This window comes from Acinetobacter johnsonii (genome assembly GCF_048551975.1).
GTDB classification, from domain to species: domain Bacteria; phylum Pseudomonadota; class Gammaproteobacteria; order Pseudomonadales; family Moraxellaceae; genus Acinetobacter; species Acinetobacter johnsonii_A.
On the sequence record NZ_JBIMCF010000007.1, the window covers coordinates 97,383 to 123,624 of the forward strand.

The window sequence follows — 26,242 nt, forward strand, 5'->3', positions numbered from 1 at the left end:
AAAACCATTGGGTTTTAAGCGTTGTATAAAGCTTGTCCGAATTATGTGCGTTATGCGCGGAAAAATGCTAGAATACGGCGCTTATATTCGTTTGCCTTTCATAGTTGTTTGTCATGACTACCAATACTCAAATTACTGAAGATCGTATCCTTATTTTGGATTTCGGTTCTCAATATAGCCAGCTTATTGCACGCCGCGTACGTGAAGCTGGCGTATATTCTGAAATGTATGCCTATGACATGTCTGAAGAAGACATTCGTGCATTTAATCCAAACGGTATCATCTTATCAGGTGGTCCTGAGAGCGTACACGAAGAAGGCAGCCCACGTGCGCCAGAAGTTGTGTTCAACTTAGGTGTACCAGTTTTGGGTATTTGCTATGGCTTACAAACCATGTCTGCACAGCTTGGCGGTAAAGTTGAGCCGGGTACTGTACATGAGTTCGGTTATGCCGAAGTAAACATCCAAGTTCGTGACAAGTTGATTGGTGATCTTGAAGACACCAAAGACCAACTTAAAGTCTGGATGAGTCATGGTGACAAAGTGACAGCGATTCCTGAAGGTTTCCAAATCACTGCAAGCACACCAAGCTGTCCAGTGGCGATGGTTTCTGATGAAACACGTCGCTTCTACGGTATTCAGTTCCACCCAGAAGTAACACACACTGCAAAAGGTGCAGAGTTATTATCTAACTTTGTACACAGCATTTGTGGCTGTCGTAGCTTGTGGAACTCTGAAAACATCATCGACTTACGTGTTGAACAATTACGTGAGCAAATTGGTGATCAGAAAGTTCTATTAGGTCTTTCTGGTGGTGTGGATTCTTCGGTTGTTGCTGCGCTTTTACACCGTGCGATTGGTGATCGATTGACTTGCGTATTTGTAGACAATGGTCTGCTTCGTTTGAACGAAGGTGAGCAAGTGATGGACATGTTTGCGAAAAACATGGGTATCCGTGTGATTCGTGCCGATGCTGAAGAGCGTTTCTTGACTGCACTTGCGGGTGAAGTTGATCCTGAGAAAAAACGTAAAATCATTGGTCGTGAGTTCATCGAAGTTTTTGCTGAAGAAGCGCGTAAGCTTGATGGCGTAAACTTCCTTGCTCAAGGGACGATTTACCCAGACGTGATCGAATCTGCGGCAACTAAAAATGGTAAAGCACATGTGATTAAATCTCACCACAATGTGGGCGGTTTACCAGATGACTTAGCTTTTGAATTAGTTGAACCAATCCGTGATTTGTTTAAAGATGAAGTACGTCGTTTAGGTACAACTTTAGGCTTACCGCATGAAATGCTATATCGTCATCCATTCCCAGGTCCAGGTTTGGGCGTGCGCATTTTGGGTGAAGTGAAGAAAGAATATGCAGACATTTTACGTCTTGCAGATGACATCTTCATGCAAGAGCTTCGTGCTAGCGGTTGGTATGATAAAACTGCACAAGCCTTTGCTGTATTCCAACCTGTGAAATCTGTTGGCGTCGTCGGTGATGGCCGTCGTTATGCATGGGTGATTGCACTTCGTGCGGTTGAAACCGTTGACTTTATGACAGCACGTTTCGCACATCTTCCTTATGATCTTGTCGATAAAATTTCGACTCGTATCATGAACGAAATTAAAGATGTTTCTCGTGTTGTTTATGACGTATCGTCTAAGCCACCAGCAACGATTGAATGGGAGTAAAACTGGGCTTTCATGAAGCAACACTGCATGCCAGTTTTACGCCAAAGGCTACGCCTGCGGCAGAAAGGCTTTCAAGAAGCGAAGCTTCTTGCCTAAATTACGCTAAGAGCTGTGCTCGCGGCAGGAAGGGCTTTCATGAAGCAACGCTTCATGCCAGTTTTACGCCAAAGGCTACGCCTGCGGCAGAAAGGCTTTTAAGAAGCGAATTTTCTTGCCTAAATTACGCCAAGAGCTATGCTCGCGGCAGTTGACGAAAATTATCTTAAAAAAAGAGCGCTTAGGCGCTCTTTTTTAATGGTGTTTGATTATTTGGATGAAGTGAGTCATTCGGAATCGTAATATCTATACTTTCTAATAAAGTTTGAGTAGATGCGTATGAACTCCTAAGGCATATAGGGAGAAAGATGTAACAACATTTTTACATCCACTCATTGTCTTGTAGTTAGGTTTTGAAAACACAAGATATTGTCCCAAGTTTAAGAATCAGCATTCTATTTTTGGGGATGTGCAGTTGGGAATCTGCTTGTTATGATCTAGGACATATGGATCTGTAATGAGTAAGCACATGACGAATAATAATTATACTGAACTTTCACATTCGGATGACTGTGAAAAATACGTAAATCAATTCATTCAAGAGTTTCCACTGAGAAGTGCTGAAATAGGCCAAGGGACGGTCATCAAACGCGCGCTGCCAAGTCGTCATAAAAGAATGATTGGTGCATGGTGTTTCTTAGATCACGCGGGCCCTGTAACCTTCCCACAAGGGGATGGTTTAGATGTTGGCCCACATCCACATATCGGTTTGCAAACCTTTACATGGATGATTGAAGGCACCATGATGCACACCGATAGTTTGGGTAGCAAGCAGCTGATTCGTCCAAAACAGGTCAATTTAATGACCGCAGGACACGGGATTTCCCATACGGAAGTCGCACCAGATACAGAAACCAAAATGCATGCAGCACAATTGTGGATTGCATTGCCCGATGCAGAAATTGCTGTTGAACCACGTTTCGATCACTATCCAGAACTGCCAGTGGTGGAAAAAGATGGGGTAGCATTTACCATTTTGGTCGGAGAGTTTTTAAATACCACTTCACCTGTGAGTGTCTATACCGAGCTATTAGGGGTGGACTTAAGCGCAGCAGAAAGTACCAAAACCCGTTTAACGCTCAATCCTAACTTTGAATATGGCTTTATGGCTTTAGAAGGAACGGCCACGGTTAATGGGAATGAACTGACAGAAGACAATATGGTGGTACTCGAGCAGGGTGTTAGTGCGATTGAAATTGAAATTCATGCGGGTAGCCGCTTGTTACTGTTAGGTGGTGAGCCGTTTGAAAGTCCAATTTTACTGTGGTGGAATTTTGTTGGTCGTACTCAAGAAGAATTGAAAATTGCACGTGATCAGTGGATTGCACAAGATGAACGTTTTGGTTCGATTCCTGACTATGAAGGTCCGCGCTTAGAAGCTCCAGCATTTCCAGACCAAATGCGCGCTTCAAAATAAAGGGAATACTGCGACACGTCGTTCAACAACAGAATAGGTGGACAGTTTAAATACTTGAAATCTATTCAAAATAATATCAATGAAAAATAGGATAATAAAAAAATGGCAATCATTGCGAATGCGGAAGTCAAAACATGCGTCGAAGCATGGTCTGGTAAAGTAAGCAGTGGGCGACATCAATTCATTACCGATAAACCAGCGTCTTTTGGCGGTCAGGACAAAGGCCCTGCACCTTATGACTTTATTTGTACAGGTTTGATTTCCTGCACCATGATTACCCTACGTATGTATGCGCAGCACAAAGGTATTGAATTGGGGACTTTTAGTGTCGAAGCAGATTTTAATGCCAATAAAGAAGGCCGAGAATGGATCAGCCGTCGTTTGTCGTTTGAGCAAACATTGACAGAAGAAGCACGCCAAAAAATCTTAGACATCTGTCAAAAAACACCAGTCACTAAAACTTTATTACGTTCCGTCGAGATTGAAACCTCAATTGTCTAACTCGCTTGACGGTTTTTTTATAGGCGGTAAAGGATTTTGTGCGACTGGATATTCATGTGTATCGAGAGGTGCAAAATCCAAATTTTAGCGTAAAGTGGGTGCTAGATTTCAATTAAAAAAGGTAAAACAATGATCACCCTGCACCATTTGGAACATTCACGCTCTTTACGCATTTTATGGGCTTTGGAAGAGTTAGGGCTGGAGTATGAGGTGAAGTTTTATAAACGCCTACCGACCTATGCTGCGCCACCTGAGTTAAAAAACATTCATCCCTTAGGCAAAGCCCCTGTTTTGACCGATGGTGATTTGGTCATAGCAGAATCTGCGGTGATTTTAGAATACTTGCAAGCCACCTACGATACAGAACACAAGTTTAAACCGAAAAATCCAAAGGACTTAATGCAATACAACTACTGGATGCATTATGCCGAAGGCTCGTTGATGCCATATTTGGTTATGACCTTGGTGATGAGTCATGTACCGAAGCATGTTCCATTTCTAATTAAACCGCTTGCCAATAAAATTTGTGATGGGGTGAAAGGTAGCTTTATTAATCCACGCTTGAAAGAACACAGTGCATATTTGGAAGATTATTTGTCTCAACATGACTATTTTGCAGGTGATTTTTCCTTTGCTGATATTCAAATGAGCTTTCCTGTGGTGGCGATGCAAGAGCGGGTAAAAGCCCATAACCCTCAAATGGTGGCTTATGCACAGCGTATTCAGCAGCGTCCAGCATTTAAAAAAGCCAAAGAGCTCAGTGGGTTCTAATGGGTGGTGATGGTTTGAACTTGATTTTCTTACTCGGTGCATCGGGCAATACGACATTCTGGCAACCTGTCATACAGCACCTTCCTTAGGACGATTCAAGCATAGTCGTCGCTTATCCGAGCTTTGGTGGTTATCCTGATGATGTGGATGTGCAAAGTTTTGAGAGCTTACAAGACGATGTATTGAATCAAATTCAACAGCCTTCTGTGGTCATTGCACAATCTATGGGTGGTATTTTTGCAGTACAAGCTGCCCTACAAAAACCTGAACAGGTGCGGGCCTTGGTGCTCTTGGCAACCTCAGGCGGGATTGATTTAAGTCCTTTTCAACTGGCGGATTGGAGAGAGGATTATCAACAGAGTTTTACGGTTCCTGATTGGTTTATTCAGTATCAGTCTGATTTGACGGACAGTTTAGAGCATATCCAGTGTCCAGTTCTGCTGATTTGGGGCGATGCAGATCCGATTAGTCCTGTTGCGGGGGCAGGCATTACACCGTCAAATATCACATACAGAATTGCACATCGTGTCACAGGGACAACATGACTTGGCTTATGTGTATGCAGAGCATGTTACGCAATTGATTCAAAATTTTCTCGTCAAGCTCAGAGTATAAAAAAGGATGCCGAGGCATCCTTTTTTTATTTTAGCGTTTGACCACAATCGAATCAATCCCGCTATGTTGTAGGGTTTGCTGTGCAATCACTGCAGCTTCTTGCGAGTCGTATGGCCCTGAAATCACGCGATACCATGTTTGGCCGCCTTCAACGGTTTTGACGACATCGGCAGAGAGACCATTTAAGATAATTTCTGCACGACGTGCATCGGCACTGTCAGGATCAGGGTAGCTACGCACTTGCAAAATAAAGCTTGGTGCTTGTGGTGTCGGTGCTGCTTCGGTTAAACCTGGTTCAGTAGGGGTACTTTCTTCGGCAGCAGGTGCTTCAACAATCACCACGGTGCTTGGATTATCTTTTGTTTCAGGAATGGCTTGATCAGGAATCGGCGTCACTTGCTGCTGTGGCAGTAAGTCGTAGAAACGGTAGTCTTTATTTGTTTCTTCTTGATAATGCTCCGAAGTGATTTGACCTTTCGGCTTCACTGGCGCCCAAGGCTTCCACAGTAACAGTGCTACAGCAAAACAGAGCACGATTAAAATGACCACAAGTGTACCGAGCCAAGCTGGAATCAGTGGCTTTTTGGGTTTGTTCGGTCTTTCAGATACACCGCGCTGCGTTTTTCCAAACACGTGGAAACCTCTTTTCTTCTAATCAATATGAGGGACTGACCCATTCTTTTCTTTATTTTAATACTTCGCCTCAAGGGATTAAAAGAGGCATCATCGTAAAATAAAGAATCGCTTTGCAAAATTCAAGTTTCACAAAGCGAGCAATACATCAGGGTTGATATGGCTACTTCGGGCAAAGCCCTTCATCTTGCGACGATGTGCAAAAGCGTTGCTTTTTTTACATCGTTACCTCAAGCATAGCTTTCGGTCTTGCAGCCATGTGTGAAGCTTTGCTTCACTTATTACATAGTTACTTCGGGCATAGCCCTTCGTCTTGCGACAATGTGCAAAGCGTTGCTTTGCTATTTACATCGTCTCAGGTGCAGACACACCTAGTAACTCTAAACCATTACGCAAAACTTGTTGTACGTTTATTGAAAGTAATAAACGGGCTTGCGAAAGGGGAATATTCTGTTCGTCGATAATTCTTGTATTATCCAAGTTATACCAACCATGGAATAACGCCGCGAGCTCTTTCAAATAGTTACCCACTTGGTGTGGTTCATAGCTATTTGCTGCACGAAGCACAATTTCAGGATAGGCCGCAAGTTTGGCAAGAATTTCAGTTTCAGCGTCAAGAGTTAATAAGGTCGCATCGTAATCAGCTGCTTTGCTACGATCAAAACTAATGCCTTTTTCAGGTGCTTTCACATCGACCATACGATTGACACGTGCATGCGCGTATTGGATGTAGTACACCGCATTGTCTTTGCTTTGTGAAACTGCAAGGTCTAAGTCAAAGTCAATGTGTTGTTCAGACTTACGCATCACGTAGTAGAAACGCGCAGCATCGTTGCCCACTTCTTTACGTAGGTCACGCAAAGTCACGAATTGACCAGAACGAGATGACATTTGTACCATCTCACCACCACGCCATAGGCTGACGAACTGAACCAATAGAACAGTGAGTTTCTTCGAGTCATACCCCAAGGCATCAATCGCGGCTTTGACCCGTGAAATATAGCCATGGTGGTCTGAGCCCCAGATATCAATGATATCGGTATAGCCACGTTGTAATTTGTTCAGGTGATAAGCAATGTCAGAAGCAAAGTAAGTGGTTTGTCCATTACGACGCTTCACAACACGGTCTTTTTCATCGCCAAATTCAGTTGATTTGAACCAAATATTGCCGTCTTTTTCGTACAAGAAACCACGTTGTTCTAAAGTTTCTAAAGCTTCATCAATTTTGTCTGTCAATGAGGCTTCGCTGAACCATTGGTTAAAGGTTACACCAAACTCGCCCAAGTCATCCTTGATGTCATCTAAGATCGCATTCAGCGCTGCTTGGTGGAATACGCGGTAAGCTTCACCGATTAAGGTTTGTGAATTATGAATTAAACCATCGATGTGCTTTTCTTTGTCGCCTGAAAGGACAACTTTATTGCCTTCAGCATCGAGTTCTTCTGCATATTGCACATCTTCAGGGACATCTTTATAGACGTCTGCCACGGGGCGGACATATGCATCGCCATCAGCATCAATAATGCTTTGCGCGATTTCTTTAACATAATCGCCTTGATAGGCATTTTTAGGGAAAACCAGTTCTTGGCCTGTTAATTCGAGGTAGCGTAAATAGGTAGATGTTGCAAGGATATCCATTTGACGGCCTGCATCATTTACATAATATTCACGGTCTACCGATGCACCTGTTGCCTCAAGCAAGGTTGCAACGGTCATCCCATAGGCTGCGCCACGACCATGACCAACGTGCAAGCTAGACGTTGGGTTGGCAGAAACGAATTCCACTTGGATTTTTTTCGCAGCATTGGCTTGAGTGCGACCAAATTGCTTGCCTTGCGCTTGAATTTGATCGAGCACGGCAAAACGTTGGTCAGCATTTAAGAAGAAGTTAATAAAGCCAGGACCTGCGATTTCTGCTTTGCTGATGTCCGCCACTTCAGGCAGTGCAGCAAGAATTTTTTCGGCTAAATCACGTGGCTTCATACCTGCAGCTTTAGAGGCAATCATCGCGATATTGGACGCGAAGTCACCATGGCTTCGGTCTTTGGTACGCGTCAAATTACTGCTGTTATTCCAGTCTGCTGGAAGGACGCCTTCAGCTTGAAGGTTTTGCACTGCGTGCTCGAGAGCTGCTTGGATTGCCGTGTTCATATTCAGTCGAAAATTTAATGTCGCAGAAAAACGCTAAATATAGCAAATTTCGGCGTCTTTAGGTGAATCCATTTTTTTAGAATAAAAAATGTGCATTAACTGCTAACGATTGCGCTGCAACAAAGATGAAAAGTGCAGTATGATCAGAACCAAAATTCATGTTTTTAAGGATGAAACGTGTCTGAACAGCGATCGATGATCATTGGGAATATTCCCAAGTTGCCAGCAAAATATGCCATGTTTATTTTGCCGTTTTTTATCTCATTTTTTATGAGTGGCATTATCTCGATGATCAATCTTTGGCGCAATTTGTGTTGGATGGAAAGTTTCCTACAGGTTTGGCTGTCCGCATGGATGATGTCTTGGGTGGTGGCTTATCCTGTCGTGCTCATTGTACTGCCGATTGTGCGCCGTTTGACTGGTGTGTTTGTCGATATATCACATTTGAACCCACCCAAATAAGCCCCATTTTAGCTATTTTCACGGCATGAAACAGGTTTGCTCAGGAGTTCCGCATTTTGGTTTTGAAAACGATACAGTTTGCCTGTGTGAAAGAGCTTAATCACTTTGGCACTGGCAAGCTGTTGTTGAAAATGACTCAGGGTTTGGCGTTGAAATGGATCAAAGGGATTGCCATAGTTTTTGTTGTCGAGTAAAAACTGAATCTGTCCTGCTTCTTTATCATAGCCGTATAAGATACGTTTGCCTTGCACATCTTGAAGCTCAAACGTAGGCGGATGACTGCTGCTTTTACAATTCAGACGCAGTGAGAGTACAAAGCCTTCGGTCGATTTGTTTTGTAGCTGATAAGTCCCTTGTTTTTCATTTTCCAAATAGACCCATTGGTTCAAGGGTAAATTTGCACTGAGTTGCTCATATTGCTCGATGGTGGCTTTACTCATATCGACAATGCCTTTGGGGTCGATTTCAGGTAGTTTTTTGTTATGACCAAATAGCCCTGTAATTTTATCACTCACTGTAGTTTGCGCCGTAGAAATGGATTGGCATGCTGTCATTTGTGTGAGGTAAAGACATGCAAGGCTCAACAACATCAATTTTTTTATTGTCATTTTTTGCGGATAGAGAACTACGAAAGGCGCTAGCTTAGCTTGTGTAATGGTGAAGTTCAATTTTATCCATTTTGAATTTTGCGAAAAGTCTGTTTCAGTCCTTATTTTTAGTTGTATGACTCAGTATTTTTATTTTCAGACTAAATCGCTTTGATAATTGCATCACGTTTATAAATATCAAAAGACGCGCAAATGGCGCTAAGCTAGTAGCCGAATTAGATGCATAGATTCTCCCCATAGGTTCATCTCAATCTATGTACAACGAGATAGGTAATGACGACAGAATATTTAAAGACAAAACAACCCTTATACATCCCTTATGCTGGCAATACCTTGCTTGAGTTGCCGCTGTTAAATAAAGGATCGGCATTTACGGAAGAAGAGCGCACTCGCTTCAACTTGCATGGTTTAATTCCGCATGTTGAAGAAAGCATTGAAGAACAAAGTCAGCGTTCTTATCAACAATATTGTGCTTTTAATGATGCGATCAATAAGCACATTTACTTGCGTAATATTCAAGACACCAACGAAACTTTGTTCTATCACCTCATTGAAAACCATTTAAGTGAGATGATGCCAATTATCTATACTCCAACGGTGGGTGAGGCCTGTCAGCGTTTCTCGGATATTTATCGTCGCCATCGTGGTACATTTATTTCCTATCCAGACCGTGCGCATATTGATGACATCTTGCATAACATCAACAAGAAAAATGTCAAAGTTATTGTGATTACCGACGGCGAGCGTATTTTAGGCTTGGGCGACCAAGGTATTGGCGGGATGGGTATTCCGATTGGAAAATTATCGCTCTATACCGCGTGTGGTGGTATTAGCCCAGCTTACACCTTACCAATTACTCTCGATGTCGGGACAAATAATCAGCAGTTACTGAATGACCCAATTTATATGGGATGGAATCAACCACGTATCAGTGGTGATGAGTACTATGCTTTTGTTGATGAAGTGATTGCTGCGATCAAGCGTCGTTGGCCGAAAGCCTTAATTCAATTTGAAGATTTTGCGCAAAATAATGCCATGCCGTTATTGAATAAGTACCGTGATGAAATCTGTTGTTTTAATGATGATATTCAAGGTACCGCAGCCGTTTCTGTGGGCAGTTTGATTGCTGCATCACGTGCGGCAGGTAAACAGCTCAAAAATCAAACCGTTGCCTTCTTAGGTGCGGGTTCAGCAGGTTGTGGGATTGCTGAGCAAATTGTTGCGCAGATGAAAGTTGAAGGTTTAACTGATGCCGAAGCGCGTGCACGCGTGTATATGGTCGATCGTTTTGGTTTAATCACTGAAAATCAGCCTAATCTACTCGATTTCCAACGTAAGTTGGCGCAAAAGCCAGACGTGATAGCGCAATGGGGCAATGCTGAAGAGGTGATTTCACTGCTTGATGTCGTGAAAAATGCCAAACCTACTGTGTTGATTGGAGTATCGGGTCAGCCGGGCTTATTCACTGAAGAAGTAATTCGCACTTTGGCTTCGAACTGTGATCGTCCGATTGTGTTGCCACTGTCTAATCCCACTTCGCGTGTCGAAGCCGTGCCAGCAGATATTATTCACTGGACGGATGGCAAAGCTTTGATTGCGACAGGCAGTCCTTTTGCCCCTGTCAATTATCAAGGCAAAATTTATAATATTTCGCAGTGCAATAACTCATATATCTTCCCGGGCATTGGGTTAGGCGTGATTGCCGCTAATGCAACCCGTGTGACCGATTCGATGTTAATTGCATCGAGCAATGCTTTGGCAGATTGCTCACCGATGTTGACCAATCCTACAGCAGATTTATTGCCTGAGATTGATGAAATTCAGAAAGTCTCTAAGCTGATAGCCTTTAAAGTGGCTAAAGCAGCAATCGATGCAGGTGTAGCTCCGATTATTAGTGATGAACAATTGCAATACGCGATTGAGAAAAACTTCTGGAAGCCAGAGTATCGTCACTATAAACGTGTCGCCTTCTAAAGCTGAAAATGAGATTGAACAAAAAGGAGCGTAATGCTCCTTTTTGTTTTTTAAGAGCTATGTCTTCATTAACATTATTTTACTAGATTAAAAAAAAGACATTTTGTACACTCCGCGCACAAGTATAAAAACCAATAAGTTAACAATGATCATGTTCAATTCTATTTATAAAATGCTGGAATCCTTTGGATTCGGCTCACAAAAACGTGCTTTGCATATTCATTTTTCTAATTCGGCTTTGAACACACAGGTGTTTATTCAGCGCATTGAGGGTGAACATCGCATTAATCAGGGCCTAAAAGCTGAAATCCTATGTTTATCGACCAATGCTTATTTACCTTTAAAACAGTTCATTGGTGGGCGAGTCGCGGTTGATCAGGTCACTGATGTGGGGCAGCTGTCGCGTCTGACGGGGGTGATTACTAGTGCCAGTCAGGGTCAAAGTGATGGTGCGCTAACCGTTTATAAACTCACGATTGAAGATGCAACAGCGCTGTGGCATAAGCGTAGAAATAGTCGCGTGTTTATGAGTAAAAGTGTTCGTGAAATCACTGAAACTCTGTTTAGTGAATGGCAAAGTCACAGTACATTATTTGCAGCTAGCTTAAGCCTGAACTTAGACGGTTTGAGCCGTGATTATGATGTACGACCCTTTGTCATGCAGTCTAATGAAACCGACGCTGAGTTTCTCACTCGACTATGGCGGAGTGAAGGTATTAATTGGTTGATCGATGAACAAGCTCCGACGGTGCTCAGTTCGTCGGAACCGATTCAGGCACAGCAACTTCGTTTGATGGATGATAATCAAGCTTTTACAGCACTGGGCCGCCGAAAGATTCGTTTCCACCGCAGCCATGCCACTGAGCCTTTTGATAGCATCACCAGTTTTATTGCTGAACGTCACTTACAATCCACCACGGTACAGACGCAGCGTTGGCAAGCGCAACATTTAGCTCAAGATCAGAGTCAGGCTGTATTGAGTGCACATCAGCACAGTGATCAACAAGACAATGAAAGCTTGGGTCTGGAACAAGTCTGGTGTGTCAGTCCAGCATGGACGGCTGATCTACAAGGTGAAGATCAGGCCACGTCTGCCAATAGCAGTCAACTAGATCGCCTCAACCAACAACTGAACCAATATCATGAGCTTCAGGCCAAATATTTCACAGCAAAAAGTAGCGTTCGAGATGCGCAAGTCGGCTATTGGTTTGAAATGGTGGATCATCCTGAAATAGACCAGCATGTGTCCGCAGAGCGTGAATTTCTCATTTTATGCAAATTTTTTTATAACCAAAATAATTTACCCAAAGAGTTATTACAGCAAATCAATCTGTTATTAAAAGGAAGTCGCTGGCAGGGTCTGAGTGAGGAACGGCAAGCCAATGAACTCTTTGTCGTACGCCGTGAGGTCAAAATTGTTCCTGAATATCAAGCGTGGATACACCGTCCAGCAGCTTATCCTTTACGCGCCAAAGTCGTTGGGCCTGAAGGGGAAGAAATTTATGTGGATGCATGGGGACGGATTAAAGTTCGCTTCATGTTTACGCGTAGCGATGACCATGCTCATGATGGTGGTGCGGGTGCAAATGACAATGACACGGACTCGGCTTGGGTCGATGTATTGACCCCATGGGCGGGGGAGGGGTATGGCGCACGTTTTCATCCACGTGTCGGAGAAATTGTGGTCATCGACTTCTTTGAGGGGGATGTCGATCGACCCTTTGTAGTAGGACGCATTCATGAGGCCGAGCGCCACCAAACCATGTTTGATGTGAAAGGGACATTGCCTGCGACGAAAAAACTCAGCGGGATTCGTTCACAAGAGGTTGCAGGGCAAGGCTTTAACCAACTGCGTTTTGATGATACGACAGGGCAAATTAGTGTGCAGCTACACAGCAGTCATGGAGCGAGTCAGCTCAATCTCGGTAACCTCAGTCATCCAAAAGAAACTGAGAACAGTGATGGGCGTGGTGAGGGGTTTGAGCTAAGAACGGATCAATGGGGAGCCATGCGTGCAGGCAAAGGCCTCTTGATTAGTACCTATGCACAGGATCAAGCGGTCGCAGATCATTTGGCTGCATCCGAAGCCCAGTCCATCTTACAGCAAGGTCATGACAGTATGCACATGCTGAGTACTTTGGCTGTTAAACAACAGACTGATGCACTGAATGTGATCAATCGTCTGCCTAAATTGATTCAGTCTGTAGAGCTAAAAGGGGCCAATCAAGCCCTCCAAGCAACTGTTGGTTTATTTAAAACTGCAGTCAGTCAGGATCCGATTTCGGCATTAAAAACGTGTGGTGGTTTTATTGAGGATATTCAAAAATTTGGTCAAGACACAGACAATTTGATCAATGAATTTAAAGATTATTTTCAGGATGCAGAGGCTTCAATAGAAAATTTAAAAGCCTTTATTGATAACCTCGAAGAACATGGTACAGATGCTTTAAAAAGTCAGTTGCAAGGCGTGAAAGACAAATTGAATGCGGATCCACTCGGCGCTTTAAAAGATGTTGGTAAAGTGATTGCGAATGTTGATATGAAAGACTTTGATCTGACCAGTGCTTGCGGAAGCTTTAATAAAGGCAGCAAACTGAATGTTCATCCCATGCAGGCATTGGGCTCCATGCAAGATTTTATGGAGACATATGCTCAAGAGGCAGAGCAAACGCAGGATACCCAGAAACAAGCTCAAGCGAAGATCTTTCGTCAGGCTTTAATGCTGTTGGCTTCCCCCAATGGTATTGCCTTAACAACGCCTGAAGATATTGTATTACAAGCTACTCAAGACATCGCTGAAAGCGCACAGGGGTCCATTAACTTAAGTGCTCAGAAGAATATTATTGCGCATGCACAGGATAAAGTGAGCTTATTTGCTGCACAAAAAGGGCTAAAAGCATTTGCTGCAAAAGGAAAAGTCGAATTACAGGCACAAGATGATGCAATAGAGGCGATTGCACGTAAGGTGATTAAGCTAATTTCAACAGAAGATAAAATAGAAATAACCAGTCCGAAAGAAATTGTACTCACTGCTGGTGGTTCACAGCTCAAAATCAATGGGGATGGAATTTTTACGACAACAGGTGGAAAGTTTGAAAGTAAGGCGGGGCAGCATAGTTTTGTGGGGGGGGCTACAGTAAATGCTGAATTACCTAAAATGCCTGAAAGTGGAATCTTTAGTCGACGCTTTGATTTCAGTGAGTTGATTAATAATGATCTGTTGAAAGACGGGTTCAAATATAAAGTTATTAATCATGCAAAGAAAACAGAATACATCGGTTTTCTTGATCAGTTTGCAAGGACAGAAAGGATCTTTAGTGATAATGCGGATAACGTTGAAATTCTTCTACTTGGTAAGAGTAATAATAGCTCCGATAAATTACAGCTTATAGAGGAGAAAATTACAGAAGACCAAAGTAAGTTTCCGGATGAAACCTGTTGTGGCGGTGATGATGAACATGGTTATAACAATAGGCAGATTGCTGAAGAGTTAAATGAAGATGATGATTTGAAATTAGATTTTGAAAATTTTGGGCTCAAGGATTAAGTTAAAATGAAGACGTTAAAGATAGTGCTAGGTTCATATATTCTATTTAATAGTATGAATTTATATGCGGAAAACGTTAACGAGTGTATGAAATATTGGAGTGAGCCAGCTGTACAAATACGTGTTCTACCAGATGTGCAATGTTTCGATATCTGGGAAGAAGGTTTTAGTAATGAGAATAAAAAAATAGCAAGAAAAATTGGTTTTAATCTCAAAGATAAAAATTGGATGTCTACAGGGATATGTAATCATATCCAATATAAAAATAAAGATTACTATGTTTACTGGGCTGATATGAAGGATGATAGAACTGATCTTATTATGATTTATAATGAGGATAATTCATTTGCTTATTCAAGGAAGATAGACCAAAAATATATTAAAAATGGATTTAGAAAAGAAGTTCAGGTTGATGTGAATTTATCTTGCGGAAAAATAGGTGATGATATAAAAATTGCATCAGTTCTAAACGGTTATATATTTAAAGAAACATCTATTAGTAATATTTTTAAATATAAAATGTATGATAGGTTTAAGTGATGAATAAAATAATAAAATTTAAAGATGGTACGCTGCAAGATTTCAATTTGGATAGAAATGGTTTTATACAAGCTGTTAGTTATAAAGAGTCTAGTGCTGATTTAAAGTTAAGCCCAAATCATAAGATAAATATAATAGCTTCAGCTAAAAAAAGTGCAGGGGGGCACCGTGGATTTTTCCAGATGGGTGAGTCTGCTTTATTTGAAACAGGATATTACTTGGGAGATCTAGGTGTAGATTTTAGAAAGTTAAACCCAGAAAAAGAGCGGGGGAAAATAAATACTATTAGATCAACTTTTGGTAAAAATGACTGGAAAGGAGAGTGGTCTGGTAAAAATGGAATCTATTCACTTAATGATTTTCTTACAAAACCTGAATTACAATTAATGGCAGTAAATGATTGGATTAATCATTTGTGCAAACGCATGAGGATATTAAACTTTAACCAATATTATGGACAAATTATTAATGGGGTTGAAGTAACAGAGTCAGGAGCAATTGCTGGTGCACACTTGATGGGGGAGGGGGGTTAGCTACTTTTCTTGGTTCACCTCAATTTAAGCAAAAATCTGCTATATCTGATGCAAATGGTACGCATATTTCCTCATATATATCGATGTTTGGAGATTTTGACTTAGAAACTTGTTGCAAAAGAAAAATCTATATTACTTTAAAAGATAGCTCTGGTTTAGAGTTGAAAGATAAAGAAGTAATAATCATTTCTAAAAATAATGGAAAATATATTTCAGGAGAAACAAGAGTTAAGGTTAAGAGTGATGAGAATGGTAACCTTCCTGTTATTGTTAGAAATCCAAATACTGAAATAAAAATTGTTGCTAACGGAAAAGAGTCAAATAGCATCATTCAAAAAGCAAATGAGAAGCAAAAGGCAGTTTTAAGTGATTTTAAAGTTTCTAGCTACCCTGCTGTTCTAGAAGCAAATAATACCCCTAATCCAAGGCATCAGACTAATAAAACACCTCAAGAAGTAAGAAATGAACAAGCACAGTCTACTACATCTAAAGATGAAACTGATAAAAATTTAGTACAAAAAGATGTTAGTTTTAATATCCAAATTGTCGAAGGTGACTCTGCTAAACCAATTTCAAATATGAATTTTTATCTCACTTATAAGGGTAATATTAAAAAGCATACAGCTGATGGTACTGGCATTAAACAAGGTATTATTGCAGAAGAAGGACAGGATATTGAGGTTTCTGTTGAAGGAAGCGGGCAAAAACAGGTCATACATCACTTTAGGGTCAGTGCTGCATTAAAAAATCAAACGATTAAAGTAAAATTGCCCGTACATACTTTTAAGGTTTCAGTGATACATGATGGTAATGTTATTCCAAATACACTTTTCAGTATTTTTTATAGGGGGCGTGAAATTCATAAACGAACAAATAGCCTTGGCATTATCAATGTTCGAATGTTAATAGGTTTTGTTTTTGGTTTTGGAGTTAAAGGGAAAAGTCTAGTTTTAAGCCGGGTTGAAAAAGCAATTAAGATACAGAATTTTATAGTTAATAATAATGCTATACAAGCATCAAAAATGTATGAAACTGCGGATGCAAAATACAGGCAAATAGAAGATTTGAAAAACCAGCAAAAACAAAAAGAAGCTCAAGAAAATAAAGCGAAAGAAAAAGCAGAAAGTGCTAAGAGTGAGACTGATAAGAAGAATCAAGCAAAGCAAAACGATACGTATACTGAAAATGGAGGAAAGCCATTAACTGAAGTAAGCAGTCAATCGTCAGTAACAAGTGATACTACTCGATATCATATTTATTATAGTGGAGTCATCAAAAGGGAGAATAAAGCAGCAACAGGCTTTGCTGAATTTATTTATTATGATCAGAATGGTGGAATTCATAATTTAGGAAAATCAAACTTTAATGTAGCTAATAGATGGAACTCTAAAAAAGTTAAAGGGGTTGGTTCGGTATATTTGATCGATCAAAGAAAACATAAACAGTATAAAAATGGAAATATAGGCTATTTATGGAGAATAGATAGTGAAGATGGAAGGTATTATCTTTCAGGAGTTGCTCTTTCTGCTGTATTAGGTGCTATGTGCAGCCTTGGGTATGCTGAATATACAGGTTCAGGTTTTAGCTGTAAAGATGGATCACCAGGAGATAGTGTCTCTCACTTAAATGGTGAAAATGGAGATTTTAGGTATATTGCTATTAATAATAGACATATGAATGAACTAACTTATACAAGCCATAAACATTTTGATTGGGATAAAAATGTTGATTTCTTAAATGCATTATATAAATTTGGATATAAACTATTTGGTTCTAATCCTGTTAAAATTAAAGAAAATAAATTGTTACCATATTCCAAAAGTTGGAGTGGGCATAATAACCATGTTCACCTGCATGATTTTAACCCGAATTTAGAGGATATATAATGTTTTTAATGAGATATATAAAAGAAGATAGATTTTTAAAAATGGTGTGTTTCTGTTTTTTATTATCGGCATGTAATACTTTTGATAAAAATGGGAGTTCTTTCAGTAGTTTTAGTGAAGATGGATTTGAGAGTTTTAAAATTGGAGACAATAGTCAAAATTTGAAGGAGGTTGATGGTAGTCGTGTAGGTGACTGTTTTATTGCAAAGGATAATAAGAACGCGGATATAGAATTTCAAATTATGAATAATAGAATTTCAATTATTTCCTCTATAGACAGTAATAGGAGATCCTATAATGGCATAAAGGTAGGTGCGCCAGAAGCAGAGATAAATAAAAAATATACAGCTAAAAATTTAGATAAGAGAACAAATCCCTATGGTGATCCTAAAAAAGACTATTCGCTTATTTATTGGAATGATAGCGCTAAAAAATTAGGAACACGTTATGATATTGAAAATGGTGTTGTTGTCGGTATTAAGGTTGGAAATAGTAACTTAACTTTAATGGAAGGTTGTGCTTAGCTAACGTATCTAAAACTTAATCTTACTTATTATGTAAAAATGTGGGTAATAGTAAGATTAAGTTTTTGAGGAAAATTTTTCAACTTTAGATACTGGCTTTAAAAATCACCCTTCCAACACTTCTTCCAACAACTCTTCGCTCGGTGCAAAATAATAAGCACCGTCCACAGGAGCCACAAAATGAAGCATACGGTCATGAATTCCATCACCACTGGTGCCGAACATACGCAGTAACATCGCATCAATAATGCTTAAATCTTTCGTATAGGCAATAAAAAATAAACCTTGCTCACCTTTACCATCGCCATAAGGAAGCGAGTGACGTAGGATTTCCATTTCCTCGCCTTCATCATCTTCAACCACGACACGTGCAACGTGAGAATTTTCAGGTTTAACGTCATCATCTAGTTCAATACTTTCAAGTTTTGTCCGTCCAAAGACTTGCTCTTGAGCATCAACCTTTAGCTTTTTCCACTTTTCCAAATCATGGCAATAGCGCTGTGCAAAGATAAAAGAGCCATCTGCGAATACTCCAGAATTTTCACCTAATAAGGTCGTTGCAGCACGATCATCGGGGAATTGCGGGTTTTCAGTACCATCAATGAACCCAGTCAAATCTCGACCATCAAAATTGCGGAAACAGACTCGTTCATCTAAAACATCCACTTTATCTTGGATACCTTCAAAGAACGATTGACTCAGGGCAAAACAAATATCGGTACGCTGAGCCGCAATATGAATTAAAACATCCGCAGGTGAAACAGGCATATTGAAAGAGCCATAAATTGGCTCTAGCTGTTTAAACCCTGCAGGCGCTGTAGGATAAAGTTGTGCCCAAAGTTCAGGGCCAAAAGCAACCGCCGTTTTAATTTGCGCATTTGGATGTTGGGTAATAAGACGATCACGGGTTGAAAATAAATCTTCTAATTTTTCTTTGAGTTCTTCAATACTTAAATCTTTTAAACGTAAAACAATAAAACGGGCATGATCTGAAGGTAATGGCAGAATTACAGATTGGGCGGTCATTCATGGCTCCTAAAAAAATTGTTATTTCTATTGGCTGCATTTATTGTGCCTTATGCAGTTTCAGCTTCATAGCCTTAAGTGATAAATTCATTGATGAATAATAAACCCTAAAAGCATGAAAGATCATATAATCTAAAGATCATTTTTTTCTCAATACCACTATGTCATTTCAAATTTGGCTTGGCTTTGTACTTGCATGTTGGATCATTAGTATTTCTCCAGGGGCAGGGGCCATTGCGTCAATGTCGAGTGGCCTTAACTACGGGTTTCGGCATGGTTATTGGAATGCGCTGGGTTTACAACTCGCCTTGTTGGTGCAAATCGGTATTGTTGCGGCTGGGGTAGGGGTACTCTTTGCCACAACGCCTTGGGCATTTTGGGCAGTGAAGTGGTTTGGTGTGGCTTATTTGTTGTATTTGGCTTATTTACAATGGATGGCACCCATCCAATCGATTGAAATTCAACAAGAACAACCGACTAAATCGCATTCAAAATTGGTGATGTATGGCTTTTTGGTCAATATGAGCAATCCCAAAGCAATCGTATTTTTATTGGCAGTTTTACCGCAATTTTTGGATTTGTCTAAACCGCAGTGGAGTCAGTATGCGGTGATGGCTGTCACGATGGTCACGATAGATTTGATTGTGATGGCGGGATATACAGGGCTGGCAGCGAAAGTTTTAAAACTCTTAAAATCCCCACGACAGCAAAAATATCTCAATCGTACTTTCGCAGTGTTATTCAGTTGTGCGGCGGGATTGCTTAGTTTAGTTCATCAGTAAATTTAGTCCGTGTCAATTCTGCTAAAAACTGTTGCTCGGTAACCACATGTATACCGTGCTGACGAAATAGGGCGGCAGTGATTCCTTCCCCTGCAATTTTTTGTTCAGTAAATGAGCCATCATAGATGCCATCACTGCCACAGGATGGACTATTGGCTTTGAGCACAGCATGGGTAACGTGATTGGCTTGTGCCAATTCTAAAGCTGGTAGGCACCTTGAATAAAGACATCGCTAAGCGGATAGCCATCTTCGGAAAAAACCTGTGCCTGACCGAATAAAACATCAGCACCTGACCCGTGGCGAATTTCTGCTGCGGGACGAGGGGTTGGAAGTCCTGCACTGCCTTCAGGGCATAAGCTGACATAATTTTTATCGAGCAAGGCTTCAACTAACGGAGAGACTAAGCAGTCTTTGCCGTCATAACGGACTTTTTGTCCGAGTAGACATGCGCTGATAAAATAACGTTTATAGCTCATTTATTTAAGTCAGTTTTTTAAACTTCTGTGTGATAAAAATCAGTGCAAACAGAATCGACATAGTTAAGACGATGCTGAGTCCTGTAGAAGTATTTAGCCCTGCACTGGACCATAAACCAACCGTCACCCCAATTTGTGCAATCACAAAGGCCCAAATCACCATTTGCTTTGGAGAGTGGGCAAGCAGTCGAGCGGTAAGTGCTGGAATGACAAGCAAGGCACCCATCAGTAAAGAACCTACTGCACGAAGCGCTAAAATGGTAAATAAAGCCAGTAGCAACATAAAAATCAAACGTTGCCATTTCGCACTGACGCCTTCACTGACGGCCATATCTGGATCGATCGCGATTTGAATTTGAGCCTGCCAACTCTTATAAAGCACTGCCAATGCAACAACAATAACAGTGGCAAAAATGGGCAGGTCTGCCCATGTGATCGTGAGCAAATCACCAAATAAATAGCTGAGTAACTCAGGTCTTAAGCTTGGAATATGTTGAATAAACATCAGACCCGAGCAGAGCAAGGTCGCAGAACAGAGTGCGAGCAAGGCGTCATTCGGTAAACGTGGATCATACAACACCCAAAGGATTGCCACCAACAACCCTGCAATAAAAGCCACACCCATCCATAGGGGCAACGCCATTGCTCCTGCAATCGCGACACCCAGTAATGTGCCATGTGCCATGGTGTCGGCAAAGAATGACATGCGACGCCATAGCATCAAACAGCCCAGGGGTGCAGTCAAAAAGACCAGGAGCGTGCCCATAATCCATGCAGGCAACAGCAGTTGTAACCATTCCATCATGACTTAAGCTTCCGGTTCGGGGTGAATGTGTGGACGAGCGTCATGCTGGCAAGGCGTTGCACTATCACCATGTGCGCAGTGATCATGATGATGTTGATAGAACACGCGGTTGGTACCAAAAATGGCTTGATACTCAGGGTGTTGTTGCACGTTTTCAGGCAGGCCACTACAACAAATGTGTTTATTCAAACACACCACACGATGAGTTCCTTGCATGACCCACTGTAAATCATGTGAAACCATGAGCACAGCACAACCATATTTGGCGGGTAAACTGCGCACATAGTCGTACAGCTCAGCCTCAGACTGAATGTCTAAGCCCTGCATCGGTTCATCGAGAACCAAAATATCGGGTTGACGTAACAGTGCACGAGCCAGTAAAACGCGTTGTCGTTCCCCACCTGAAAGCTGCTGTACTTTGGAGTTTTCAAGTTTGCTGATCCCAGTATCGTGGATAATTTCTTGTTTGATTGTGGGATCAGATTTTTCCAAAGCCAATAGATCTTTCACCCTAAGCGGTAGGCTATGTGAGGGATTAAACTTTTGTGGCACATAAGAAAACTTGAGTGGCTTTGTTGTTTTAATTTCGCCAGCATTAGGGTGCACAATACCCAACAGCACTTTAATGAGCGTGGATTTCCCTGCACCATTTGGCCCAATCAGGGTCACAATTTCCCGTTCATGTAAGACAAAATCAACATGCTTTAAAATGTCGCGTTCATCGATACGAACACTAATTTGGGAGAGTTCGACCAGAACAGGATCGAGGCTTACTTGTGGCGACACTGCTGACAAATTCCTGAAATTTCGATAATACTATGTTGTGCGGTAAAGCCATCGGCTGCGGAAAGCGCATCGAGTTGTTGTAATAATCCTTGGGCAGAAGCTTCTGTCACTGATTTGCAATCAGTGCAAATGAGAAAAGCTGCTTGATGGCCTTCGCGGGGATGGCAACATGGAATATAGGCATTAATCGAGGTGAGTCGGTGAATCAAACCTTTTTCCAATAGAAATTCTAAAGTACGGTACACCGTCGGTGGGGCAGCAGGGCGGTCGGCATTGCTTTTAATTTTAGCCAACAAGTCATACGCACCCATCGGGCCTGTCGCATTTAGGATCAGTGCCAAGACTTCTTTTCTTAAGGGGGTTAGGCGCGCACTAGTGGTTGCACACAATACTTCTGCTTCAGCCAAACGCGTCTCAACGTTGTGATGACCATGCACATCATGTAAAGCATGGTGGTGTTCGTGAGAACAAGCGCTCATAGCAAACCTCAAGTGCAAAATTTATAAAAGAAAAACGACATTAAATCTTAACATGAAGCGCAGAGAGTTTCGATTAGGCATAGGTATTTTTGTCGATTTGTTATATTATAACACTAATTGTATTTCTAGTGATTGCTCCCCATGTCCCGTTTCTTGGCTTTTTTTGCATTTGTGCTGTTTAGTAGTGTTGCTTGGACGCAAGACTTGGTTGTTTCTACACAGCCGATTTACTTGATTGCACAGGAAGTGACAAAAGGCATTGAAAAACCAACCTTATTGTTGGCCGATCAATCTGGACATGATGTGAGTTTGACCCCAATGCATCGTAAAATCATTCAGGATGCAGGTTTGGTTATTTGGTTGGGACGAGCACATGAAGCACCGCTGGATAAACTCCTGACCGCCAATGATAAAGCCGTTTCTATTTTAGATTCAGGCATTATCAATGCCTTACCACTACGAAATACCCGTGCTGATGCCTTAAAAAATACCATTGATACCCATGTTTGGCTTGACCCAAACAATGCGGTACGTATCGGTTTCTTTATTGCGGGCCTGCGTTCACAGCAGATGCCTGAGTATAAGGAGCGTTACTGGAACAATGCCAAAATCTTTGCTCAGAAAATGTTGCAAGCCTCAGCTATATATAGTCAAAGTACCCAAACTCGGCCGTATTGGTCTTTTCATGATGCCTATCAATATCTGGAGCGACCTTTAAACTTACGCTTTGCAGGCGCCTTGACAGATGACCCACATATTGCCCCTACGGTTGGGCAAATCAAATACTTAAATGACAGCCGCCCTTATTCAAAGATGTGCCTTTTGGCCGAAGTGCATGCCAGTCAAGCACAATATCAAAAGTTGAACCCATTGGTTTTCCAAGCGGTTGACGAAAGCATGACTGGGGCAGGGGATTTTGTCAGCGCATGGAAGCAATTGGCCGATCATGTGCATAAATGTGTGCTAAATGCGCGAAAGTGACGCAAAAATTAAACAATAATTGATTAGTTTAAAAGCAATTTAAACATAGAAAAAAACTCGACTTAGGTCGGGAAAAGATTGCATGTTCAGGGGTGTAACTCTATAATGCCTGCGATTAAAAATAATCATCAGCTAAACTTGTCAAGCATGATTGTTGTGAGTGAATAAATAATGAGCCGAACTAGTCGCTTGATTGACCGACGATTAGCGAAAGCTTTAGTCCTCTTACAAGCATGTATGATTCCTGTTTCAGCCTTGATCGGCTGGGTCGTGAAAGACTCAACCGCAGCCCTGAGTGCAGTATTAGGTGCGCTCGTGTGTTGGCTTGCGACTTGCTATTTTTCATGGCAGTCGTTTCGAGCAGCAGGAGCTCGCGCTTCTAAACAAGTTCTTGCGAACATGTATAAAGGCATGATGGGTAAGTTTGCAATTGTGATTTTTGGTTTCATTTTAATTTTAAGCAATGTCAAACCGTTGTCAGCGGTGGCGTTGTTTTGTGGTTTTATGCTCGTTCAAACCATGACGTGGGTTGCTCCATTTTGGGTGTCGCGTCAACAAAAACGAGTTTAATAAGCACTACAAAAAATTGAAAAGTTTTTTAGGAGAAGAACGAGATGTCAAGCAGCACGCGATGTTCGTTCTCTCTATTTGTATTTGACATTGACCAGGTGTGATTTATGGCTGCTGAAGAACATGCCCTTACTTCGACCGAGTATATCAAGCATCACTTGACGAATATGACTTATGGCAAAATGCCAGACGGTTCATGGAAGTTGGCTGAGACTGCTGAAGAAGCTCAACAGATGGGGTTCACTGCTATTCACTTGGATTCAATGGGTTGGTCTATCACTCTTGGTGTGATTTTCTGTTTGTTGTTCTGGTGCGTAGCGAAAGCTGCAAACTCTGGTGTTCCAACCAAGTTCCAGTCTGCAATTGAAATGATCATTGAGTTTGTGGACTCAAGTGTTCGCGACACTTTCCATGGCAAATCACGCTTAATTGCGCCACTTGCATTGACCATTTTCGTGTGGATTTTCCTCATGAACGCAATGGACTTAATCCCTGTTGACTGGATTCCATTCTTAGCTCAACAAATTGGTGCAAGTGTATTTGGTATGGATCCTCATCACGTTTACTTCAAGGTTGTACCTTCTACAGATCCAAACATTACCCTAGGTATGTCTTTGTCTGTATTTGTATTGATCTTGTTCTACAGTATTCGCGAAAAGGGGATTGGTGGTTTCGTTGGCGAATTAGCACTTAACCCATTTAACCCAAGTAACCCAGTTGCAAAAGCGTTATTGATTCCAGTGAACTTAATTCTTGAATTAGTAACATTCCTTGCACGTCCAGTTTCATTGGCTCTGCGACTTTTCGGTAACATGTATGCAGGTGAGTTAATCTTCATCCTTATTGCATTATTACCGTTCTGGATCCAATGGGCGTTGTCTGTGCCTTGGGCGATCTTCCACATTCTTGTTATCACGCTACAAGCATTCATCTTTATGATGCTGACTATCGTATACTTGAGCATGGCAAGCGAAAAGCATTAATGGTATTGCCTAACTGTCACGGGATGGTTGGGCGCACAATTTTTTAATTTAATTTGGTATAAACCTAACCTCTGAGGAATTATCATGGAACTCACTTTAGGTCTAGTTGCAATTGCATCTGCTATCTTGATCGCTTTTGGTGCTTTAGGTACTGCGATTGGCTTTGGTCTTTTAGGCGGTCGCTTCCTTGAAGCTGTTGCACGTCAACCAGAATTGGCTCCACAACTTCAAACTCGTATGTTCTTAATCGCGGGTCTTCTTGATGCTGTGCCTATGATCGGTGTTGGTATTGGCTTGTTCTTCATCTTTGCTAATCCATTTGTAGGTTAATCAGCTTAATTCCTAAATTAAACTATTGAGGAATAGCAATGAATATCAACCTCACATTGATTGGCCAGGCGATTGCATTTGCGATGTTTGTCGCATTCTGCATGAAATTTGTATGGCCACCACTAATCAATGCGATTAGTGAGCGTCAGCGTAAAATCGCTGATGGCTTAAACGCTGCTGAAAAAGCAAAAGCTGATCTTGCGGATGCGCAAGCTCAAGTGAAAGCTGAATTAGATGCAGCGAAAGCGCAAGCGGCTCAATTGATCGAACAAGCGAACCGTCGCGGTGCACAATTGGTAGAAGAAGCTCGTACTCAAGCGTCAGCTGAAGGTGAGCGTATTCGTCAACAAGCAAAAGAAGCTGTTGATACAGAAATCAATTCTGCTCGTGAAGAATTACGTCAACAAGTTGCTGATCTTGCAGTAACAGGTGCTGAGAAAATTCTTAGCCAAAAAGTTGATGCTGAAGCTCACAATGCCATGCTGACTCAGCTGGCTGCTAAACTTTAAGAGAGGCGGATTATGGCTGAACTCTTGACGTTGGCACGCCCGTACGCTAAAGCAGCATTTGCTTACGCTTCTGAGCAAAATGCGACTGACTCTTGGTCATCTGCATTGAACTTGCTCAGTGCTGCGGTGCAAGACAAAGCATTTTCAGCTTTCTTAACTCGCCCTGAGCTTACTCCTGCTGAGCAGGTAAGTCTTTTTGCAAAAGTATTAGGCGAAGACCAAACTGCAGCAGTGTCAAACTTTTTGACATTGCTTGCTGAAAACAACCGTTTGGCGCTTCTTCCTGAAATTTCTGCTGAATACGAGCAGCTCAAATCACAGAATAACAATACTGTGGATGTAGTGATTGAATCTGCATTCCCATTGACTTCTGCACAAGAACAATTACTTGCTCAAGCGTTAGAAAAACGTTTCGCTGCGGCAGTAAATGTTTCTGTAGAAGTTAAACCAGAACTTATTGCTGGTGTTGTTATTCGTGCAGGCGACCAAGTGATAGATGATTCTGCGCTTAACAAGCTAGAAAAAATGCGGACTCGTCTTCTTGCTTAATTGCATATGAAGACTGAACTTTAAA

At 41.5% G+C, this 26,242-nt stretch carries 23 protein-coding genes and 3 pseudogenes; 18 read left to right on the forward strand and 8 right to left on the reverse strand.

Annotated elements, in window-relative coordinates:
* Window positions 1-113 precede the first annotated feature (113 nt).
* The 5 genes and pseudogenes from guaA to ACG9ZB_RS08060 all read left to right on the forward strand — a co-directional run bounded on the left by guaA (window position 114) and on the right by ACG9ZB_RS08060 (window position 5,082).
* On the forward strand, window positions 114-1,682 hold the full coding sequence (gene guaA, locus ACG9ZB_RS08040) for a glutamine-hydrolyzing GMP synthase (RefSeq protein WP_419325275.1): 1,569 nt from the start codon (window positions 114-116) through the stop codon (window positions 1,680-1,682).
* Window positions 1,683-2,247: 565 nt separating this feature from the next.
* Window positions 2,248-3,195, forward strand: a complete 948-nt coding sequence (locus ACG9ZB_RS08045; protein WP_419325276.1) for a pirin family protein — start codon at window positions 2,248-2,250, stop codon at window positions 3,193-3,195.
* A gap of 102 nt (window positions 3,196-3,297) precedes the next feature.
* Complete coding sequence (locus ACG9ZB_RS08050) at window positions 3,298-3,696, forward strand: OsmC family protein (RefSeq protein ID WP_126038794.1); 399 nt, start codon at window positions 3,298-3,300, stop codon at window positions 3,694-3,696.
* Window positions 3,697-3,825: 129 nt separating this feature from the next.
* Window positions 3,826-4,467 (forward strand): glutathione S-transferase family protein, encoded by a 642-nt coding sequence (locus ACG9ZB_RS08055; protein ID WP_419325277.1) that lies wholly within the window; start codon window positions 3,826-3,828, stop codon window positions 4,465-4,467.
* 14 nt (window positions 4,468-4,481) lie between these two features.
* A pseudogene (locus ACG9ZB_RS08060) lies at window positions 4,482-5,082 on the forward strand (alpha/beta fold hydrolase).
* 30 nt (window positions 5,083-5,112) lie between these two features.
* Here the strand turns inward: ACG9ZB_RS08060 and ACG9ZB_RS08065 are convergent.
* Complete coding sequence (locus tag ACG9ZB_RS08065) at window positions 5,113-5,715, reverse strand: SPOR domain-containing protein (RefSeq protein WP_234963205.1); 603 nt, start codon at window positions 5,713-5,715, stop codon at window positions 5,113-5,115.
* 345 nt (window positions 5,716-6,060) lie between these two features.
* Window positions 6,061-7,866 carry an arginine--tRNA ligase gene (gene argS, locus ACG9ZB_RS08070; RefSeq protein WP_419325278.1) on the reverse strand — a complete coding sequence of 602 codons (1,806 nt, stop codon included), beginning with the start codon at window positions 7,864-7,866 and terminating at the stop codon, window positions 6,061-6,063.
* A 177-nt stretch (window positions 7,867-8,043) separates the two neighbouring features.
* Between argS and ACG9ZB_RS08075 the strand changes: the two genes are divergently transcribed.
* Window positions 8,044-8,328, forward strand: a complete 285-nt coding sequence (locus tag ACG9ZB_RS08075) for a DUF2798 domain-containing protein (RefSeq protein ID WP_419325279.1) — start codon at window positions 8,044-8,046, stop codon at window positions 8,326-8,328.
* A gap of 8 nt (window positions 8,329-8,336) precedes the next feature.
* On the opposite strand, the gene ACG9ZB_RS08080 is transcribed toward ACG9ZB_RS08075, so the two are convergent.
* Window positions 8,337-8,936 (reverse strand): hypothetical protein, encoded by a 600-nt coding sequence (locus ACG9ZB_RS08080; protein ID WP_419325280.1) that lies wholly within the window; start codon window positions 8,934-8,936, stop codon window positions 8,337-8,339.
* Window positions 8,937-9,209: 273 nt separating this feature from the next.
* Between ACG9ZB_RS08080 and ACG9ZB_RS08085 the strand changes: the two genes are divergently transcribed.
* The 5 genes and pseudogenes from ACG9ZB_RS08085 to ACG9ZB_RS08105 all read left to right on the forward strand — a co-directional run bounded on the left by ACG9ZB_RS08085 (window position 9,210) and on the right by ACG9ZB_RS08105 (window position 17,940).
* A complete protein-coding gene (locus ACG9ZB_RS08085) occupies window positions 9,210-10,910 on the forward strand; it encodes an NAD-dependent malic enzyme (RefSeq protein ID WP_419325281.1) in 1,701 nt (566 codons plus the stop codon).
* A gap of 151 nt (window positions 10,911-11,061) precedes the next feature.
* Complete coding sequence (locus tag ACG9ZB_RS08090) at window positions 11,062-14,457, forward strand: type VI secretion system Vgr family protein (RefSeq protein WP_419325282.1); 3,396 nt, start codon at window positions 11,062-11,064, stop codon at window positions 14,455-14,457.
* Window positions 14,458-14,463: 6 nt separating this feature from the next.
* Window positions 14,464-14,997 (forward strand): hypothetical protein, encoded by a 534-nt coding sequence (locus ACG9ZB_RS08095; protein ID WP_419325283.1) that lies wholly within the window; start codon window positions 14,464-14,466, stop codon window positions 14,995-14,997.
* A pseudogene (locus ACG9ZB_RS08100) lies at window positions 14,997-17,416 on the forward strand (hypothetical protein). The gene ACG9ZB_RS08095 and the pseudogene ACG9ZB_RS08100 overlap by 1 nt, the downstream one beginning before the upstream one ends.
* Window positions 17,416-17,940 (forward strand): hypothetical protein, encoded by a 525-nt coding sequence (locus tag ACG9ZB_RS08105; protein ID WP_419325284.1) that lies wholly within the window; start codon window positions 17,416-17,418, stop codon window positions 17,938-17,940. Before ACG9ZB_RS08100 ends, ACG9ZB_RS08105 begins: the two are co-directional and overlap by 1 nt.
* Before the next feature lie 105 nt (window positions 17,941-18,045).
* Here the strand turns inward: ACG9ZB_RS08105 and ACG9ZB_RS08110 are convergent, their stop codons facing one another.
* Complete coding sequence (locus tag ACG9ZB_RS08110) at window positions 18,046-18,966, reverse strand: Dyp-type peroxidase (RefSeq protein WP_419325285.1); 921 nt, start codon at window positions 18,964-18,966, stop codon at window positions 18,046-18,048.
* Between the two features lie 161 nt (window positions 18,967-19,127).
* Between ACG9ZB_RS08110 and ACG9ZB_RS08115 the strand changes: the two genes are divergently transcribed.
* Window positions 19,128-19,748, forward strand: coding sequence for a LysE family transporter (locus tag ACG9ZB_RS08115; RefSeq protein ID WP_419325286.1), 621 nt, complete (start codon window positions 19,128-19,130; stop codon window positions 19,746-19,748).
* On the opposite strand, the pseudogene ACG9ZB_RS08120 reads toward ACG9ZB_RS08115, so the two are convergent.
* The 4 genes and pseudogenes from ACG9ZB_RS08120 to ACG9ZB_RS08135 form a co-directional block, all read right to left on the reverse strand.
* Window positions 19,729-20,225 (reverse strand): annotated as a pseudogene (locus ACG9ZB_RS08120) (DUF523 domain-containing protein). The gene ACG9ZB_RS08115 and the pseudogene ACG9ZB_RS08120 overlap by 20 nt on opposite strands.
* Before the next feature lie 4 nt (window positions 20,226-20,229).
* Complete coding sequence (gene znuB, locus ACG9ZB_RS08125; RefSeq protein ID WP_419325287.1) at window positions 20,230-21,030, reverse strand: zinc ABC transporter permease subunit ZnuB; 801 nt, start codon at window positions 21,028-21,030, stop codon at window positions 20,230-20,232.
* Between the two features lie 3 nt (window positions 21,031-21,033).
* Entirely contained in the window at window positions 21,034-21,816 is a 783-nt protein-coding gene (znuC, locus tag ACG9ZB_RS08130) for a zinc ABC transporter ATP-binding protein ZnuC (RefSeq protein ID WP_126038751.1), read from the reverse strand.
* Window positions 21,801-22,295, reverse strand: a complete 495-nt coding sequence (locus ACG9ZB_RS08135; RefSeq protein ID WP_419325288.1) for a transcriptional repressor — start codon at window positions 22,293-22,295, stop codon at window positions 21,801-21,803. Before ACG9ZB_RS08135 ends, znuC begins: the two co-directional genes overlap by 16 nt.
* Before the next feature lie 141 nt (window positions 22,296-22,436).
* Here ACG9ZB_RS08135 and ACG9ZB_RS08140 point away from each other — a divergent pair, with 141 nt between their 5' ends.
* From ACG9ZB_RS08140 to ACG9ZB_RS08165, 6 genes are all read left to right on the forward strand, one after another.
* Window positions 22,437-23,276, forward strand: coding sequence for a metal ABC transporter solute-binding protein, Zn/Mn family (locus ACG9ZB_RS08140; protein ID WP_419325289.1), 840 nt, complete (start codon window positions 22,437-22,439; stop codon window positions 23,274-23,276).
* A 171-nt stretch (window positions 23,277-23,447) separates the two neighbouring features.
* Window positions 23,448-23,846, forward strand: a complete 399-nt coding sequence (locus tag ACG9ZB_RS08145; RefSeq protein WP_419325290.1) for an ATP synthase subunit I — start codon at window positions 23,448-23,450, stop codon at window positions 23,844-23,846.
* A 107-nt stretch (window positions 23,847-23,953) separates the two neighbouring features.
* The gene (atpB, locus tag ACG9ZB_RS08150; protein WP_087528693.1) at window positions 23,954-24,829 is read left to right on the forward strand and encodes a F0F1 ATP synthase subunit A; all 876 of its coding nucleotides are present in this window, start codon (window positions 23,954-23,956) and stop codon (window positions 24,827-24,829) included.
* An 84-nt stretch (window positions 24,830-24,913) separates the two neighbouring features.
* Window positions 24,914-25,159 (forward strand): F0F1 ATP synthase subunit C, encoded by a 246-nt coding sequence (gene atpE / locus ACG9ZB_RS08155; RefSeq protein WP_000424060.1) that lies wholly within the window; start codon window positions 24,914-24,916, stop codon window positions 25,157-25,159.
* Between the two features lie 38 nt (window positions 25,160-25,197).
* A complete protein-coding gene (locus ACG9ZB_RS08160) occupies window positions 25,198-25,668 on the forward strand; it encodes a F0F1 ATP synthase subunit B (protein WP_004684420.1) in 471 nt (156 codons plus the stop codon).
* A gap of 12 nt (window positions 25,669-25,680) precedes the next feature.
* A complete protein-coding gene (locus ACG9ZB_RS08165) occupies window positions 25,681-26,217 on the forward strand; it encodes a F0F1 ATP synthase subunit delta (protein ID WP_419325291.1) in 537 nt (178 codons plus the stop codon).
* Window positions 26,218-26,242: the final 25 nt, after the last annotated feature.